General features: G+C 59.0%; 14 protein-coding genes and 1 pseudogene. 9 read left to right on the forward strand and 6 right to left on the reverse strand.

Translation table 11 applies throughout. The annotated features are described in order from the left end of the window. Positions 1 to 193 precede the first annotated feature (193 nt). From CKO27_RS14925 to nifL, 6 genes and pseudogenes are all read right to left on the reverse strand, one after another. Positions 194 to 1,723 (reverse strand): lipopolysaccharide biosynthesis protein, encoded by a 1,530-nt coding sequence (locus tag CKO27_RS14925; RefSeq protein ID WP_200375703.1) that lies wholly within the window; start codon positions 1,721 to 1,723, stop codon positions 194 to 196. Continuing rightward, positions 1,720 to 3,087 carry an O-antigen ligase family protein gene (locus CKO27_RS14930; RefSeq protein ID WP_200375704.1) on the reverse strand — a complete coding sequence of 456 codons (1,368 nt, stop codon included), beginning with the start codon at positions 3,085 to 3,087 and terminating at the stop codon, positions 1,720 to 1,722. The genes CKO27_RS14925 and CKO27_RS14930 overlap by 4 nt, the downstream gene beginning before the upstream one ends. Positions 3,088 to 3,466: 379 nt before the next feature. Beyond that, the gene (locus CKO27_RS14935; RefSeq protein WP_200375705.1) at positions 3,467 to 5,215 is read right to left on the reverse strand and encodes a hypothetical protein; all 1,749 of its coding nucleotides are present in this window, start codon (positions 5,213 to 5,215) and stop codon (positions 3,467 to 3,469) included. Positions 5,216 to 5,730: 515 nt separating this feature from the next. Continuing rightward, positions 5,731 to 6,441 (reverse strand): annotated as a pseudogene (locus tag CKO27_RS14940) (hypothetical protein); the annotation flags it as partial. A 572-nt stretch (positions 6,442 to 7,013) separates the two neighbouring features. Then, positions 7,014 to 8,594 (reverse strand): nif-specific transcriptional activator NifA, encoded by a 1,581-nt coding sequence (nifA, locus tag CKO27_RS14945; RefSeq protein ID WP_200375706.1) that lies wholly within the window; start codon positions 8,592 to 8,594, stop codon positions 7,014 to 7,016. Positions 8,595 to 8,611: 17 nt separating this feature from the next. After that, a complete protein-coding gene (gene nifL / locus CKO27_RS14950) occupies positions 8,612 to 10,252 on the reverse strand; it encodes a nitrogen fixation negative regulator NifL (protein ID WP_200375707.1) in 1,641 nt (546 codons plus the stop codon). A gap of 505 nt (positions 10,253 to 10,757) precedes the next feature. Here nifL and rsxA point away from each other — a divergent pair. From rsxA to CKO27_RS14995, 9 genes are all read left to right on the forward strand, one after another. Beyond that, positions 10,758 to 11,333, forward strand: a complete 576-nt coding sequence (gene rsxA / locus CKO27_RS14955) for an electron transport complex subunit RsxA (protein ID WP_200375708.1) — start codon at positions 10,758 to 10,760, stop codon at positions 11,331 to 11,333. Positions 11,334 to 11,400: 67 nt separating this feature from the next. Next, positions 11,401 to 11,934 carry an electron transport complex subunit RsxB gene (gene rsxB / locus CKO27_RS14960; RefSeq protein WP_200375709.1) on the forward strand — a complete coding sequence of 178 codons (534 nt, stop codon included), beginning with the start codon at positions 11,401 to 11,403 and terminating at the stop codon, positions 11,932 to 11,934. Between the two features lie 73 nt (positions 11,935 to 12,007). Then, the gene (rsxC, locus tag CKO27_RS14965) at positions 12,008 to 13,522 is read left to right on the forward strand and encodes an electron transport complex subunit RsxC (protein WP_200375710.1); all 1,515 of its coding nucleotides are present in this window, start codon (positions 12,008 to 12,010) and stop codon (positions 13,520 to 13,522) included. A gap of 1 nt (position 13,523) precedes the next feature. After that, positions 13,524 to 14,615 carry an RnfABCDGE type electron transport complex subunit D gene (locus CKO27_RS14970; RefSeq protein ID WP_200375711.1) on the forward strand — a complete coding sequence of 364 codons (1,092 nt, stop codon included), beginning with the start codon at positions 13,524 to 13,526 and terminating at the stop codon, positions 14,613 to 14,615. Next, the gene (gene rsxG / locus CKO27_RS14975) at positions 14,612 to 15,274 is read left to right on the forward strand and encodes an electron transport complex subunit RsxG (protein WP_200375712.1); all 663 of its coding nucleotides are present in this window, start codon (positions 14,612 to 14,614) and stop codon (positions 15,272 to 15,274) included. Before CKO27_RS14970 ends, rsxG begins: the two co-directional genes overlap by 4 nt. A gap of 16 nt (positions 15,275 to 15,290) precedes the next feature. After that, entirely contained in the window at positions 15,291 to 15,995 is a 705-nt protein-coding gene (locus CKO27_RS14980) for an electron transport complex subunit E (RefSeq protein ID WP_200375713.1), read from the forward strand. Positions 15,996 to 16,053: 58 nt separating this feature from the next. Continuing rightward, positions 16,054 to 16,335, forward strand: a complete 282-nt coding sequence (locus CKO27_RS14985; RefSeq protein WP_200375714.1) for an RnfH family protein — start codon at positions 16,054 to 16,056, stop codon at positions 16,333 to 16,335. Between the two features lie 180 nt (positions 16,336 to 16,515). Beyond that, positions 16,516 to 17,208 carry a ribulose-phosphate 3-epimerase gene (gene rpe / locus CKO27_RS14990; protein WP_200375715.1) on the forward strand — a complete coding sequence of 231 codons (693 nt, stop codon included), beginning with the start codon at positions 16,516 to 16,518 and terminating at the stop codon, positions 17,206 to 17,208. A 31-nt stretch (positions 17,209 to 17,239) separates the two neighbouring features. Beyond that, the gene (locus tag CKO27_RS14995) at positions 17,240 to 17,914 is read left to right on the forward strand and encodes a phosphoglycolate phosphatase (protein ID WP_200375716.1); all 675 of its coding nucleotides are present in this window, start codon (positions 17,240 to 17,242) and stop codon (positions 17,912 to 17,914) included. Positions 17,915 to 17,965: the final 51 nt, after the last annotated feature.

Consider the following 17,965-nt stretch of genomic DNA (forward strand, 5'->3'; position numbering starts at 1 on the left):
CTGACGTTTCATTATGAAAGCAGTGGCTGTATTCTTCAATATGAGACGCGAGGTGATTATGTAATTGCTTTAACGCATCAATCTTTTTCTGAGCGTCGCTTTTCTGCATAAATTTACACTTTACGTACTCGGCTAGCCCGCATGGGTTAAGTGCAGTATAATCAATCGACTACGCGAAGGTAACAAAGTAGTATTATTCACGCAAAAACAATTTCCCTTTAAATGCCTCCACTCTTATTGCGGCTAATCTTCGCGTTTCCCTTGTCCATCCGACTAAAAATAATAAAAAAAAGATTAACACTGAGAAGCCGATGCCGGATGAGATAGCAATCAGCGTTGTCATCTCGCTCATTTTCAAAGAAAGGCAGTACGCCGCCAACATCGTGCTGCTGGTCAAAAATACTCGGACCATCTTTCGAGAAGTCTTAATGATATTTAAACTACCAAGATCAGCACTCCTAGAATGGAGTTCTAGCAAGCCAATCAAAGCCAGACGTCCCGCCAGGAAGGCGATACAGAGACCTAGAATAGAGTAAATTGGCACGAGCAAATAGGCAAGTAATAAAGTAATCGAAAATGCGCAAGCTCCTGCAAGCACCTTTTCTCGAATCTTTAGCGCAATGTTTAAAAGTGAAGCAGCAAGCCTCACATATACCAATTGATAGGAAAGGATTACGATAATAGCATTCTCTAAACCACCTGAATATTTCTCTGCGCCAACCCATGAACGGACGAAAACAGGATTAATTACTATAAGCGCAGCGCAAAGTAATGTCGCAATCAACCACGTATATTCTCTTAATTCAGCATATAGATTGCCGAATCTATCCTTTTCCATACCCGCGTGAACCCCCGCCAGCCCGGGCATTACGGACGAGACTACCAGCCCGACACCGATATTCACAATCTGCGGAGCAAATGCTGTCACATAGTATTTCGTTACAATCGATGTTGATGCGAATGCTCCTAGTACAATAATTTCCCCAGCCAAAATCATTTGGGCCAAAAACTCCCACGCTGTCATCCATGCCGAGTCCCTCGCAAATCCTCTCCATAGATTCGATTGAGGAAATTTTGGACTCAACCAGTTTAATATTTTGTATGCTACACGATAGTTGATAACGAATAAAATTATTGAACCAAAGAAATGAGCAACAGCAAGGCCTAATAAACCATAACCTCGCCATACTAGCAGCATCATTAGCATGCCGATCGTAACGACTATCCCAGCGTTGACCCCCATTCGCTTGTAACCCAAATTTTCCCCACGCAGGATACCTTGAAACAGTCCCGCGACACTTTGTGTGATCATCGAAAACGTCATCAAAATGAATATAACGACCATGAACTCTTGGTCAAAGTCTGTTCCTGAACTTCTATTTTTAAGCAAAAAAAATACAAAAACTGTTGAGAAAAAAAGGGGCATATAAAGTAGCAATGTTAGCAAGCTTGCCCCATAGACCTGCTGCTTCCAATTGTCACCACTGGAACCCTGCTTTGTAGCGATATACCATTTTATTGTTTCCGCGCCGCGCCCATCAAGCATAACCAAGTTAGCAAACAATCGATTGAGCCATTGCCATAAGCCAAAACTACTTTCACCCATGTGTTGAATCAAAAACGGCGCAAGAATCGCTTGCATGAAGATACGAGCAAATTGGTCGATCGCTTGAGCCGCACCGGTTAGTAGCGCGCTCGTGGTTCGACTATTATGAAGACTCATAATCTTCCATCAAGAATTGGTGGTGTTGGGGGGGAGTCGGAAGCCCCCAACGGTTCGCGTGCGCCGCGAGGCTTAATCGCCCACAACAGCAATCCAACCCAGAACCAACCCCGCATTTCGCCCAAGGCGAGATTAGCATTATGAAACCATGAGTGTACAATAATAGCCGTAAGTGCCCCCAAGGCCAGTAAAGCATAGATGCCGTATAGCTTATTATTGGTGTTTCTATCTTTGCGAAGAAAATTGATACCACGCAAAAAAAGACTAATAAAAAAAAACACCAGGCATATGGCAGATACCCAACCATAGTAAACAGCGGTCGTCAAAAGCATGTTATGTGGATCATAGCCATAATTAGCTTCGTACGCCTTCTCAACTATGTTGCGTGAACCAAACCCGACCACACCACGCGCTTTCGCCTCCTTGATTATTGCGCCTGGAACCCCTAAGGGATACTCTACAATTACCGGGTAAAAAATCGCCCAATTGCTTAGCAGCCTCGTGTCCTCCGATATTCTTTCCGCTTTAGATCCAATCCGCTCCAAAATATCCGTTTGACTTGCAATCCCAGCAACGAGAACCATGGTCGCAATAAAATACACAAAGGCTTTACCTAAAACTTGAATGCCATATAGATGGGCAAGCAGGATACTCACAAAAACACCCATGATCATTCCTAGAATGCCAGACCGACTTCCCGAAATTGCCAACCCAAGTAATATGAAGAAACCGAGCCATAAAGTTAGCGGGGGCAAAACGCTTACATTGCTTCTCAAATAATTCCGCTTGGCGACGAACTCTGTAGCAAGCAATGTCACCCCTATCCCAATCACGCTAAAAGCATACGAAACAGGGTATGTCTCGAGGCCGCATGGTGTTTTATTGCCTGACAAGTAGTACATGGTCCCGCGCCACGACCATGGCGCAAAACCAATTAACTGTAGAATAGCTACAAGCGTGCTGGCGACCGCCAAGAGTGCAATGCTCAACAAGAGTAAGCGCCTCGTTCTTTCGTCATCCGAAATCCGAAAAACGACGGTGGCTAGTACTATACCTGTCAATAGCTGATAAATTCGTAATAATTGATCGCCATCTATCAAGGAACGACAGGTGACGAATGTGCCAAATATAATGATAAGAACCCATTCATAAGTCGCAAATACGGTAAATGGTCTGCCTATTCTACTGTTAGAAAACGTAACGACAGCAAAAGCCAGCCATATGAAGACGACTTGCAGCGGGATGCCTAAATATGAAATCGACCATGGCTGGACGACATATAAACCAAGACTGAGCGTAGCAAGATATTTTGCGATCCAATGCCATCTGCCTACCTGATTATTTACCAAGCTCCGCTCTTGCAAGTCTTAATCACCCAGTAAGTTACTGATTATGTGTTGGGAAGTCCCGCGCGGCCACCACCTGGAGGGCCTGAGTAGATCAGCCTAACCCGCCAGACTCCGACGAGCAACGGCAACCAGCGTCATGAAACGTTTGATTTTCAAATGGTTACTTAGGGCGAAATGGGCTGAGGATCGTGAATAATCAGGTCTGCCTATTTTCTGGCTGCGTATCAAGTCGTGAGAAGCCTAGGGCAATCGCATCAAGAAATGCTTATGCAGCTTATCGATCAATGCTTTACGAGACACAACAGAAGTTGACTGTGAGCTGCAAAGCATTGATTCGTAAGGCCATGCGATCGCCCTGGTGAGAAGCCCGTCTGCTAGACATAATTGATTGTTGCTAGTTTGTGCTTTTCAATTCCTCATGCACTTTTAGTAGCATTTGCGCAATGTTTCGGCGAATCTCAGCGGGTGGAGTAATCGAGCCTGACCTTAATGCGTTTAAGAGCTCGTTAGCTTCTTTGAGAACAGGTGCGGATAAGCTACTATTTTCATTATTCACAATCGATTCCAACGTGCTTACATACCTAACGTCATCGATCCCAGCACCAAACGCCTCCCACGACAAAGTTGAAATCACGCCATCAACCGTTGGATAGGTTAATGCGTGGTCCTTATATATTGCGTCATCGAAGTCGTTCCAGATGAATCCTTCTGGATGTTGATAAGCATAAGGCATTGCCCCATCAAAACCATTTTTCCACAATTGCAAACCATAGTTCAGACGAAAGAGTTGAGGAATATCAGCGCCCACCTGTGGATTGTGGTATGAAAAAATTTTGCTACCTAACGAATGAGCTTTATCGCGTTCTTGTGTATCGTTATCCCCATGAAAAATTAACAAGTCTGTCAGACTGCCGCTTCTTTCAAAATGCCCTTGATATCCAGACGAAAAATTCTTTCCGCCGGCCTGTTGAACCATTTTCCAACTTGCAAGCTGCTGATCTATCCCATCATCGTGTGCCTCGTCTTTCCCGTATATATAGGGAACTGTGAATCCGTAGTTTGTTATGACTTTCTTGAGCCAGAGCACGTCTGCCTCAAGCCCTGCTAGAGCAACCTCTGTGTTTTCTGGGCCAGATTGTCTACTCACGATGAAAAGCTCTGAGCCCACAGCCCCCGTTATTTGACGCAAACGCAGATAGCGTTCAAAAAGGGTTTTGTCGTCTATTTTCTGATACACCGTGGGATTCGTCACGCCATGACTCACTAAGTCCTTTAGTTCTGCCGTTAACTGAGTCTCGCTCTTCTTATCGGATGAGATTTTGACCTTATCATCAGCAGGGAGCTGACCTCGATAATAGATAGAGTACGACAGACTAGACTTTTCAAGCTTGAAATCGAAGATTTTTAGTTTTAAGGGGATCAAAATAATTGTTTTTTCACTAGCATCAGATACTCTCAGATTCGTCTGGTATTCTCCTGGCACTGCATCTTCCGGTGCAGCAATTGTAATCAGGAACTGCTTATTTTCCCCGGCGATAAGCTCAAACTGACTTAGATTGGCCAAATCTCGAACCGGAAATTCGTCGAAGCATTGTGATTCGCTGTTTGGCTCAACGGTTGCATTCCCCCCTGGAAATCTCAGCGACGTTGTACGTATCTGTTCTTCTCCCAGCTCAATAGAAATGTTTTTATATTTGACGGCAGGGCAATGAAGTTTTACAGAATTATGCTGTGAGCTTTTGTCAACTAACACCAGAGATTCATCATGTAGAAGCAATTCCGGAATTAGTATCCGCTCACGCGGATCTGCCCGTCTGTGATAGTTTTTTCTGCCAGGCATTGGTTTAGATTGATACCAAATTTTAACTATTCGAGTATCGACCAGCTTCTCATTAATTTCGCTCGCAGCGTTCTTGAGCGGTCCAATATCCATTTTTAGCCCTTGAAAGCTCTGTGTTTCAGGGCGCACAATAATGCTTACATGAATGCGTTCCCCAGCGCATCCTTCAGCATAGATGGAATCAGAAATTTTAAAATTCTCGCTCCCCTGATCCGCTAGGATTGGAAAGTCTGAAAATGGATCAATCTGGTAAAAGTTCGCGGGATAAGCTGCTTTCGCTTCACTCTGCAGCAGTAGCGCCAAAATAAGGATTATTGACGAATGGCAGCATGGAGTACGCATGATCTAAGTTACCTCTTGCGCGGGAAAAATGCTTTTAGATGATAAATTATTCTTCGTTAGATGGATAGCACAACCAACAGGGCGTTTCACATTTCTTTCGGATTGCTTTCCGGATTCGCCCGCATCGGATCCGCTAGATGCAAGACAGATGTTGTTGGTGGGTATACCCTGCGCTTAACCTCTCTTCAAATTCGCTGGCCGTAGGAGCTAAAAGGGGACCAAAAAGGGTAGAGTAGAGAGCAGGTCGCCCATCGCGGTAGCCATGGCTTATCTATTTCCGCGCCTTTCGTTTTGCGGTGCCTAAATAGCTAGGACATGGCTGTGACTCCCAGCCCTCCCTCATCAAACCGTGCATGCGGTTCTCCCGCACACGGCTTTCCGATGTTCTTCACACCAAGGCATGCGCCGTTTTCCAGCCGGGTCCGTTCGGGAGTGGGTGCAGTCCATGGCGGTCATAGAGGTCGCGAGACGGGAATTTGGCGTAACCCGCTTTCCAGTTCTTGACCTTGTGTCGCTTGCGCAAGTGGATTCGCAGCCGCTGTTCGGCGTTGATAGATGACCCGTTCCTGCTCATCGAGATGGGCATAAATATCGATGAAGTCGAGATATTTGAGCCGGCGCTCGGGGTCGGGTTCAAGTTCCAGAAGACCGCGCACGGCTTGGGCATAGACCTCGATCCGGTCTTCCGGCGCATAGGCCATGTTGGGCAGGTTCAGGCGGGCGACCAGGTTGGGACTGTCGAAATGCTCACGCGCGGGGGTCTCGAAAAGCGGGCAGCCGAGGTAGCGAAATTCCAGATAGCGCTGGTGGTCGCCGCCGAGGCTGAGTTGGGTCGGATAGGCGCCCGCATGCAGAAAGATGACGATCGGCACCACGCGGTGGGTTCCGATGAGTTCGGCCAGATCGAGACAGTAATGGGCCAGCCGGTGGATGGAGAAACGGCGCGGCTCGGTTTCTTCCTCGAAGACGAACAGCAGGGCCTCGCGGCGGCCATCGGGCCATTCGACCAGCAGGGGCACGTCCAGTTCGCGAAAACGCTCGCCCAGGCGATCCTTGAGCTGTTCCTCGCGGAGCGGGAGGAAGCGGGCGCTCTGATCGACGTCCAGCGACTCGGGCGCGGCGAAGAACCGTACCGATTCGAGCGGGTAATCAACGATCAGGTTCTTGAAGTTCTGATCGTGGCTCATGGTGTCATCGCGGGAGCCCGCCTCTTATCTCCAATGCTGAAGATCTGGATAGACGCACAAGAACCAAGCCAAGACCCCGGGTCCATGCTCACATCGTCAGCCATGTCCAATGTGGATGCGGTCAGGTCTTGAAGGTTGCTGCTGGGGAACGTTGCAGAAACAACCGATACAGGTTCAGGTTGGCTCGGCCTTCTCCCCCTTTATCCTAACCCCTCTCCTGGCTGGTAGAGATTAGGAAAAGCTGTTGCCGCTCCTCATGGCGTTGTTTGTGGTTTATCACCTTGGTTAAACTTACTCGCTCGCCCGAAGGAAGAAAAGGTACATGGCTCGGTGACGTGTGGGATTTGTGACCGAGGTCTGGAGTCCGTGGGCTTCCAGCCGCGACGCGCGCGGCGTATCGGCTCAAGCGACGGTGTGGTGTTCTTCGCGGCTGCAAGCCGCTCCCACGGGAGGCCGGTTGTTCGCCATTACCCGGCCATCCTCGCCTGGTTGTCCAGCGTTGAAAGCCCTGGCTCCGTTAAACCGATAGGTGGTGAGCCCGAGGGCAAGCCGGCCTCACGTCTCTCGGCCGATCAAAACTGCCGCATCTTGATGTTGAGCGTCTGGATGCGGTAGGCGATCTGGCGCGGGGTCATGTTGAGCAGGCGCGCGGCCTTGGCTTGGACCCAGCCGGCTTCTTCCAGGGCGGCGATGACACGTTCGCGTTCGTCCAGGTTGGGGTCGTTGAAATCGATCTGGCTGGCCGGCGGCGCGCCCGGCGGGAGATGGTCCGGGCCTGCGGCGGCGCCGATGCTGATCCCGGTGAGGTTGATCACGTCGCGGTCGATCAGGCCGTTCTCGCACATGACGGCGGCGCGCTCCATGCAGTTCTCCAGCTCGCGGACGTTGCCGGGCCAGTCGTAGCGCATCAGTACGCGTAGGGCGCTGTCGGTGATTTCCAACTCGCGGCCCTGCATGCGCGCGACCTTGGCGACCAGGAAGCGGGCCAGGTCCGGGATGTCCTCCATGCGCTCGCGCAGGGCGGGCATGCGGATGGGCATGACGTTGAGCCGGTAGTAGAGATCCTCGCGGAACTCGCCTGCGCGCACCTCGGCCTCCAGGTCGCGGTTGGTGGCGGCGATGACCCGTACGTCGACCTTGAGCGTGCGCCCGCCGCCGACCCGCTCGAACTCGCCCTCCTGCAGCACGCGCAGCAGCTTGGCCTGGAAGGCTGGGGTGATCTCGCCGATCTCGTCGAGAAAGAGCGTTCCGCTGTCGGCCTGCTCGAAGCGGCCCTTGCGCAGCGCGACGGCGCCGGTGAAGGCGCCCTTTTCATGGCCGAACAGTTCGGACTCCAGCAGGTTGTCGGGCAGGGCGGCGCAGTTGAGTTTGACGAAGGGCGCACGGGCGCGGGGCGAGTTGTAGTGGATGGCGTTGGCGATCAACTCCTTGCCGGTGCCGGACTCGCCCCGGATCAGGACCGTGGTGTTCCACTTGGCGACCTGACGCACCTGATCGAATACCAGGCGCATGGTATCCGCCCGGCCAATGATGCTGTCGAACCCGTGGGTGCCCCGAACCTCTCGGCGCAGCTTGTCGCGCTCCTCGCGCAGTGCCCGCTGCTCGGCCTCGACGGTGCGGGCGAGGCGCACCGCCTGGCCGATGAGGTTGGCGACCATCTCCAGAAAGCGCGAGCGATAGCCCAGCAGGGCGTCGGCGGGCGGTGGCTGGGCGGCGAAGACGCCGATCGCGTGCTCTTCCAGGCGGATCGGGACGCCGATGAAGGGTAGCTCGGGATCGTAGAGATTGAGTCGGTCGAGGAAGCTCGGCTCATCGCCGACGCGCGGCAGGATCCAGGGCTCGTTGGAGGAAAGGATCTGGCCGATCACGCCCTCGCCGGGCTGATAGGTGACGGTCTCGAAGGGCTCCGCGTCCTTGCCGTGAAGGGCACTGATCAGCAGCTCGCCGCGCTCGTCGTCGAGCAGACAGACCAGGCCGTGGCGCATGCGTCCGCCTTCGTGCAGGACGCTCAGCACCTCGCGCAGGGTCTGACGCAGATTGAGCGAGCGGCTCAGTACGCTGCTCACCTCGAACAGGGCGGCTAGTTGGGATTCGAGCAGGGCGAGGCGGCTCGATTCTTCGGCCACGCCGAAGTCGGTTGGGAGAGGGCTCATGGGTCGATCGGGCAAGTTCAGTCGTCCGGGAACACGGCGGTCAAGGATAGGCGAATCAGACAGCCATCGGCGAAATCCGGATCGACCTCGATCGATCCTCCGTGCGCGTTGACGATCTCCTGGGCCAGGGCGAGACCCATGCCGGCCCGGCCGCGGCGATTGCGCCAACCGATATGGAAGGGCTCGAAGACCCGGTAGCGATCATCGGCGGGGATGCCGGGGCCGTTGTCCTGGATCTCGACCTCCACGCCATTGTCCAGGGCGCGGGTGGTCAGACAAAGCTCGCGATTGGGGCGACCGGATTCGCGCATGGCCTGAATGGCGTTGTCGATCAGATGCTTGAACATGGACCGCAACTGGTTCTTGTGGGCCGGCAGCTCCGGCAACACATGCGCCGGGCGCCAATCCACCACGATCCCGTCAGCCAGCAGGCGGTTGGTCTCCAACTCCAGCACCTGGCGCAGCAGGGCGTTGACATTGACCATGACCCCGGCCTCGCGCGGCTCCTCGGGCAGGGCGGCGGTGAGGGTCGCCAGGGCCTTGGCGCCGGACTCGCTGATCTGGTCGAGCATGCCGGCCAGGGTCTCCACGTTGCCCGCGCCGCCGCGCAGCATGCCGGAAGCGGCGTTGATGACGTTGAGCGGCACCTGGATCTGATAGATGGCCGCCGCCAGGGCCTCGCGCATGCCGTGCATCAACTGCTGCTCGGCCAGGCGCGCGCGCAGATTCTCCAGGTGCGCGCGCTCGATCTCGCGCCGACGTCCGGTGATGTCGTTGGCGAGCAGCAGCAGGCGACGCTCGCCGGCGACCACCGGCCCGAAATAGCTGCGCGCCGTGGGATCGGCCTCGTCGACCGGGGTGCCGGAGCAGGCGAACCAGCGTGGCCCCTGATGGCCGCGGATGTCGATGCTGACCTCGATGTTCTTGAAGCCCCGACCGTCGAGACAGGCGGCGAAGGCGTCGATGCCGAGTTGCTCGCTGATGGCCGCGCGCAGCACATCCACCGGCTCCTGACCCTTGAGGTCGTCGAGCAGGCGCTTGTATTCCTGATTGTCGAGAATCACCCGTCCGGCACTGTCGAGCAGCACCACCAGCACCGGCGCGGCATCCAGCACCGTCTCGATCCGCGCCTTCTGCTGGCGCAGGGCGCCCTCCAGTTCGTGAACCTTGGTCACGTCCCGGTGCATGCCGAGAAAATATTTGAGATCGCCGTCGCGGTCCAGGACGGGCGAGATGCTCAGTTCGGCCAGATAATCGCCACCTTGCTTGGTGCGGTTGACCAGGGTTCCGGTCCAGGTCTGTTTGTCCTGGATGGTGCGCCAGAGCTGTTCGTAGACCCGGTTGGGGGTCGCGTTATTGGAGAGGATCGCCTCGTTCTGGCCCAGCACCTCCTCGCGCCCATAGCCGGTGAGCTGCTCGAACGCACGATTGGCGTAGAGGATGATCGCCTTGGCGTCGGTGATGGAAATGGCGATCGGCGATTGCTCGACGGCCTCGAAGAAGAGCAGCGGTGGCAACGGATCCGCGGCATTGCCCCCCATTCGGACAAGCGCCTCGACGACCTCGGGCGGGGTGCCGTCGGGCGGGGAGGCGAGAAAGAGTCCCAGCGCGTTCATCGCGGCGTGCTGGACGGGCTCCGGGGCTTCTCGGACCGACACGGCTATCTCCTGAGCGAAAGCGAATGACGAGACGTCCTCGCGGTTGATCTGAAAGTCGCCCCCTGGGCGCGCCTGATCTCACTCCGATCCTGGCCGGGGCGAGCGAGCGTGGTTGGCGAGCCATCATCCCAAGGATGAAAGCGGCGTCTCGCCAAACCCGCAAGCAAGAATGACACCAAAAGCCCCTGGCCGTCGATGTACCTGAGTCCGGAGGCTCGACACCAACACATTGTCAGTTTTCCAACATTCCCGAGGCTCCGCAACAAGAATTCTGTTGTCACCACGACAGATCCAGGAGGCCGGGCGCCATCCTTGGGTCGGAAGCCGGGAGGCGCGGGGCGCCTTCTCGCCACGACCACCGGAGCCCGGGCAAGCCACTGATTCGGTTGCCGCGTGGCGGTTCGGTCGATTGCCTCGGAGCGCGCCCCTTGAAAACCCTATTGCTGGAAGTGGCATTACTTTTGCAGCGTCTTGATCATCGACGACGCGCAAAGGCTTTGCAACGATGGGCGAGTATCTCATGCTGATCCTGGCCACCGCACTGGTCAACAATGTGGTGCTGGTCAAATTCCTCGGACTCTGTCCCTTCATGGGGGTGTCGGGCAAGCTCGACTCGGCCCTGGGGATGGGGCTCGCCACGACCTTCGTCCTGACCCTAGCCTCGGTCGCCGGCTGGTTGCTGGAGCATTTGGTCCTCGCTCCCCTGGACATCGGCTTCCTGCGCATCCTGACCTTCATCCTGGTCATCGCCGCCGTGGTGCAGTTTACCGAGATGGTGGTGCGCAAGATCTCGCCCACGCTCTATCAGGTGCTGGGCATCTATCTGCCGCTGATCACCACCAACTGCGCGGTTCTCGGCGTGGCCCTGCTGAACGCGCAGGAGGAGAACGGCTTCCTCGAAAGCGTTCTCTACGGCATGGGCTCGGCGCTCGGCTTCACCCTGGTCATGGTTCTCTTCGCCGGGATGCGCGAGCGCCTGGCCCTGGCCCAGGTGCCGGCCGCCTTCGCCGGAGCCCCGATCGCCTTCATCGCCGCCGGGCTGCTGTCGCTAGCCTTCATGGGCTTCGCCGGACTCGCCTAAGCAAACTGAGCCATACCTGACAACTGACAACTGAAAACGAAAGAAACCCCGGAGTTCATATCGAATCATGCTCGCCGCGATCGCCAGTCTCACCACACTCGCTCTCGCCCTGGGTTGGCTGCTCGGGGTCGCCGCGCGTTACCTGAAGGTCGAGGGTAACGCCATGACCGAGCAGGTGGCGGCCCTGTTGCCGGGTTCCCAATGCGGTCAATGCGGCTATCCGGGCTGTGGGCCGGCGGCGGAGGCGATCGCCTCGGGCAGCGCGTCCGTGACCCTCTGCCCCCCGGGCGGGCGGGCGCTCGCGGAAGAGCTGGCGAGCCTGCTCGGCGTGACGGCGGACCTTTCCGGCGTCGCGGACAAGCCGCCGACGATCGCGCATATCCACGAGAACCTCTGCGTGGGTTGCACCAAGTGTTTCAAGCGCTGTCCGACCGACGCCATCATGGGCGCGAACAATATGATTCACAGCGTCTTCGCGGACGCCTGCATCGGCTGCGAGCTGTGCTTCGACGTCTGTCCGACCGAGTGCATCGAGATGCGCCCCCTGACGCCGACCCTACAGACCTGGTTCTGGCCCCGGCCAGCGGCGGTGGCGGCATGAACGAGACGACGACAATGGGCCGGACGCACCGGCCCTGGGACTCGCAACTTCGGACCGAGGACGGCAAGCAGCCATGAAACTCTTCAAGATTCGCGGCGGTGTCCACCCGGACGATCGCAAGCATCTGGCGGCCGGACAGTCCATCGAGATTCTGCCGATGCCCGCCCTGCTCCATATCCCGCTGCAACAGCATATCGGCGCGCCCGCCAGTCCCGCCGTGCGTCGTGGGCAGCACGTCGCCAAGGGCGATCGGCTGGCCAACGGCCAGGGCGTGATCTCGGCCCCGGTGCATGCGCCGACCTCCGGCCGTGTCATGGGCGTGGGCAGCTATCCGGCCCATCACGCCTCGGGCCTCTCGGTGCCGACCATCACCCTCAAGCCCGACGGCGAGGATCGCTGGGGCGACAGCATCCAGGGCGTGGCGGATCCCTTCGCGCTCGATCCCGACGAGATCGCCGCGCGCGTGGCGGCGGCCGGCGTCGTCGGCCTGGGCGGCGCGACCTTCCCGGCGGCGGTCAAGCTGAATCTGCGCAAGAAATATCGACTCCACACCCTGGTCATCAACGGCGCCGAATGCGAGCCCTACCTGACCTGCGACGACCGTCTGATGCGCGAGCGCGCGGAGGCGGTGATCGACGGTATCCGCATCATGGCGCATGCGCTGGGTGTCGAGCGCGTCGTCATCGGGATCGAGAACAACAAGCCGGAGGCTCAGGCGTCCATGGTGGTCGCGGCCTCGGCCTATCCCAGCATCCGCCTCGCGCGGCTTCCGACCCGCTATCCGATGGGGTCGGAGAAGCACCTGGTCCAGACCCTGACCGGGCGCGAGACCCCGGCCCGCGGCCTGACCGCCGACATCGGCGTGGTGGTGCACAACCCGGCCACCGCCTTCGCGGTGCACGAAGCCTTGCGTTTCGGCTATCCGCTGGTCAGTCGCGTGGTCACCATCAGCGGCGGGGCCATCGCCCAGCCGCGTAATCTCCAGGCGCCGCTCGGAACCCGTATTCAGGATCTGATCGATTACTGCGGGGGTTTCAGGGAGGAACCGGCGCGGCTCATCAGCGGTGGACCCATGATGGGGCAGCCGCTGCCGAGCACCCGGGTTCCCACGGTCAAGGGCAGCAACGGCGTGCTGGCGCTGACGGCGGCCGAGACCAACCAGCGCGACCCCATGCCCTGCATCCGCTGCGGAAGCTGCGTCCAGGCGTGCCCCTGTGGGCTGGTTCCGCTGGAGATGGCCGCGCACGCGCGCACCGGCGATCTGGAGGGCGCGGTCAAGCTCGGCCTGATGGACTGCATCGGCTGCGGCTCCTGTTCCTATGTCTGTCCCGGTCATATCCCGCTGGTCCAGTTCTTCAACTACGCCAAGGGCGAGATGGCCGCGCGCGGACGGGTCAAGCAGAAGCAGGCGGAAACCAAGCGGCTCGCCGAGCAGCGCACCGCGCGAATCGAGGAGATCAAGCGGGCCAAGCGCGAGGCGATGGACAGGCGCCGGCGCGAGGCGGCGGCGAAAAAGCAGGCCGAGGCGGACCCACCCGCCCCGGCGACCATAACCGAGCAACCGGTCGCGGCCGGGACGGAGGCCTGAGATGAGCATCGAGACCCCTGCCGTCACGGCCGGCCCCTTCGCCCACGAGCGGGTCAGCATCTCCCGGACCATGGGCCTGGTGATGCTGGCCCTGCTGCCCGCCACCCTGTTCGGTTTCTGGCAGTTCGGCTGGCCGGCGATCCATCTCTTCATCGCCACGGTGCTGGCCGCCCTGCTCGCGGAGGCCATGAGTCTGCGCGTCGCGGGCAAACCGGTACGGCCCTATCTGATGGACGGATCGGCGCTCCTCACCGGCTGGTTGCTCGCCATGAGTCTGCCGCCCTGGGCGCCCTGGTGGATCGGCGTGGTCGGCAGCTTCCTGGCGATCGTGGTCGCCAAGCAGGTGTTCGGCGGGATCGGCCAGAATCTCTTCAATCCAGCCATGGTCGCGCGCGTGGCCCTCTTGATCGCCTTCCCGCTGGAGATGACCAGTTTCGTCGCGCCGACGCCGCTGTTCTCCGCCGGCGCGCCAGGACTGGTCGAGGGGTTGGCGATCACCTTCGGCGGACAGGGTTTCGACGCCTTCAGCGGGGCCACGGTGCTCGGCCATGTCCGCACCGAGCTGGGCCAGGGAGAGGCGCTTTCGACCATCCTCCCCGGTCTCTACGCACCCGTCTCGGGCGCCATCGGCACGGTCGCGGGCAGCCTGGGCGAGACCTCGGCGCTGCTGATCCTGCTCGGCGGACTCTTCCTGCTCTACAAGCGGATCATCACCTGGCACATCCCGCTGGTCATGCTGGGCACGATCGCGCTCCTGGCTACTCTCATGCATCTGTATGACCCGGAGCATTACACGGGCGCGCTCTATCATCTGGTCTCGGGCGCGACCCTGCTCGGGGCCTTCTTCATCGCCACGGATCTGGTGACCTCGCCGGTTTCCACGCGCGGACAGATCCTCTTCGGCGCGGGCTGCGGCTTGCTGGTCTATGTCATCCGAACCTGGACCGGCTATCCAGAGGGCGTCGCCTTCGCCATCCTGCTGATGAACGCCTGTACCCCCTTGATCGATCACTATGTGAAACCGCGTATCTACGGGCGCGACCGCAAGGGGGCCCCCATCGAATACGCCGACGGAGCGGGAGCCAACCAATGAGCACTCTGGCCTGGACCACTTTCCGCCAAGGGATCGGCTATCAGGGACTGCTGCTCGGATGCACCGTCGCGCTCGCCGCGACCCTGCTGGTCGTCGCCGATCGTCTGACCCGCGAGCCGATCGCCCTGCGCCACGCCGAGGATATGAACGCCTCCCTGGCGCAAGTCATCCCGCCCGAGCGGCATGACAACGACCTGCTCGCCAATACCCTGACCCTGACGGATGCCGCCGGGACGCCCGTTACGATCTATCGAGCACTCTTGGGGGGCCAGGTAACCGCCGTCGCCTTCCAGGTCACGGGACAGGGCTACGCGGGCGAGATCGGCGTCATGCTGGGCCTCGCGGTCGACGGCAAGGTGTTGGGCGCGCGCGTGCTCTCGCACAAGGAAACGCCCGGCCTCGGCGACAAGATCGAGGTCGCCAAGGATGACTGGATCCTCGCCTTCACGGGCCTCTCGCTCGGCGATCCCTCGTCCGAGCGCTGGGCGGTCAAGAAGGATGGCGGTGACTTCGATCAGTTCAGCGGGGCCACCATTACCCCCCGCGCCGTGGTGCGCGCGCTCAAGGGCGGGCTGGAATTTTTCGCCGCCAATCGCGGGGCCATGACCGCTTCCGCCGCGCCAGACGCGGCGGCTCGAACCCTGACCACCGACCACTGAAAACGGGGCCGCCATCATGACGAGCGAGACAAAACGGAAGGCCGGTATCCACTGGGGCCGAATCACGCGCGACGGCCTCTGGTCGAACAACGTGACCCTCAGCCAGCTCCTGGCCCTCTGTCCGACGCTGGCGGTGACCGGGACCGCGACCAATGGATTGGGCATGGGGCTCGCGACCACGGCGGTTCTCACGATCTCCAACGTGCTGGTCTCGGCGATCAGGAATCTGGTCACGCCCGAGGTGCGCATCCCGGTCTACATCGTGCTCATCGCCACCCTGGTCACCCTCGTGGATCTGGGGCTCAATGCCTATGCCCACGAACTGCACAAGGTGTTGGGGCTGTTCATCGCCCTGATCGTGGTCAACTGCGCCATCCTGGGGCGCGCCGAGTCCTTTGCCTCCAAGAATCCGGTGGGCGCCTCCGCGCTGGACGGTTTGATGATGGGGCTGGGCTTCACCGCCGTTCTGGTGGTGCTCGGCGGGGTGCGCGAGATCATCGGTACCGGCACGCTCTTCGCCGGCGCCTCGCTTTTGCTCGGGCAGTCGATGGCCTTCCTAGAGCTGCGCTTGATTCCGGAATATCGCGGTTTCCTCATCGCCATCCTGCCCCCCGGCGGCTTTCTCGCGCTCGGTTTCCTGCTCGCTGGCAAGCGGGTCATGGACGCGCGGATGGCTGCCGTGGCCAAGCCAGTGGGCGAGCCCGCCACGGCATCGGGATGACCGTCGGCGCGATCCGCCGAACACCGCGATCAACGCATGAAACTGGAGATTGGATCAGATGCACGTCGGAGTCGCCTACGCGGACAAGTTCAAACAGACCTGGCTCAAGCTGGACATGCCCGAGGGGAGCAACCTGAGGGACGCCATCGAGCGCTCGGGTCTGCTCGGCCAATTCCCCGAGATCGATCTGGATGTGAACAAGGTCGGTATCTTCGGCAAGCTCACCAAGCTGGACGCCAAGCTCAAGGATGGCGACCGGGTCGAGATCTATCGCCCCATCACCGCCGATCCCGAAACCGTCGAGCGACGGGATCGCAACGAGGACCCGGACGAGGACTGAGAACCCGGACGTCCCGCCCCCCGCGCCTCGGATTCCGGGTCCGCGTCACTTCGGTCGAGTGAAAATCTCGACCGTATCGGTTAGAGTTGCCGACTTTCGCCACATCCCATTCCAATACCAAAATCCTGATCCTGGCGCGGCTTCCGAGTGCCTGGTCATACAATCCGGGGGACACACGACATGTCGGCTGATCTGATCGCACCTTCCATTTTGTCGGCGAATTTCGCCAAGCTCGGCGAGGAGGTGGACAATGTCCTCGCCGCCGGCGCCGACATCGTTCATTTCGATGTCATGGACAATCATTACGTCCCCAACCTCACCATCGGCCCGCTGGTGTGCGAGGCGCTGCGCAAGCATGGCGTGACCGCGCCCATCGACGTGCATCTGATGGTCAAGCCTGTCGATCGCATCATCCCGGACTTCGCCGCCGCCGGCGCGACCTACATCACCTTCCATCCCGAGGCGAGCGAGCACGTCGACCGCACCCTCCAGTTGATCCGCGACTCCGGCTGCAAGGCCGGTCTGGTCTTCAACCCGGCCACGCCCCTGACCTATCTCGATTACGTGCTGGACAAGCTCGACATGATCCTGCTGATGTCGGTCAACCCCGGCTTCGGCGGCCAGGGCTTCATCCCCACGGCGCTGGACAAGCTGCGCGAGGTGCGCGAGATCATCGACGACTCCGGGCTCGATATCCGTCTGGAGATCGACGGCGGGGTGAAGGCGGACAACATCGCCGAGATCAAGGCCGCCGGGGCCGATACCTTCGTCTCCGGCTCGGGCATCTTTGGCAAGGGCCGCGACAGCGACGCCCACCGCTACGACAGCATCATCGCCGAGATGCGTCGGGCCATGGCCAGCGTCGATCGCTGATCGTCAATCCGAGCGCCTGGAGTGGTATCCGATGTTACGGCCTAGGATGATCCTGATCGACCTCGACGGGACGCTGGTGGACAGCGTCCCGGATCTCGCCTATTGCGTCGACGCCATGATGGCGCGGCTCGGCCGGCCCACGCGCGGCGAGGCGGCCGTGCGCGACTGGGTCGGCAACGGGGTCGAGCGGCTGGTGCGCCGCGCCCTGATCGGCGCCCTGGATGGCGAGCCGGATGAGATGGACTATCAGCGCGCCTACCCCATTTTCATCGAGCTCTATGCCGAGAACACCTTCAATCGCTCCGGACTCTATCCGGGTGTGCGCGAGGGACTGGATTTCCTCAGGCAGGCCGGCTATCCGCTGGGGTGCGTCACCAACAAGGCCGCCCGTTTCACCGAGCCGCTGTTGCGGCATCTTGGGATCCTCGATCACTTTGGTCTCGTGGTCAGCGGCGATTCGCTGCCGCGCAAGAAACCCGATCCACTGCCCCTGATTCACGCGGCCGGCCATTTCGGTGTCAGGCCCGAGGAGTCGCTGATGATCGGCGACTCGGTCAGCGACGTGAAGGCCGCGCGGGCGGCCGGCTTCAGGATCATCTGCACCAGCTACGGCTACAACCATGGCGAGGACATTCGGGATTCCAACCCGGACGCGGTGGTGGATTCATTCGTCGAGCTCAAGGGCCTGCTGGCCGCCGAGGCTTGAGCGAAGAGCGAGCGGGCGATGCGGATCCAGGCGAGACGAACGACGGGGATA

The organism is Thiocystis violacea (assembly GCF_016583575.1).
Classification (GTDB): domain Bacteria; phylum Pseudomonadota; class Gammaproteobacteria; order Chromatiales; family Chromatiaceae; genus Thiocystis; species Thiocystis violacea.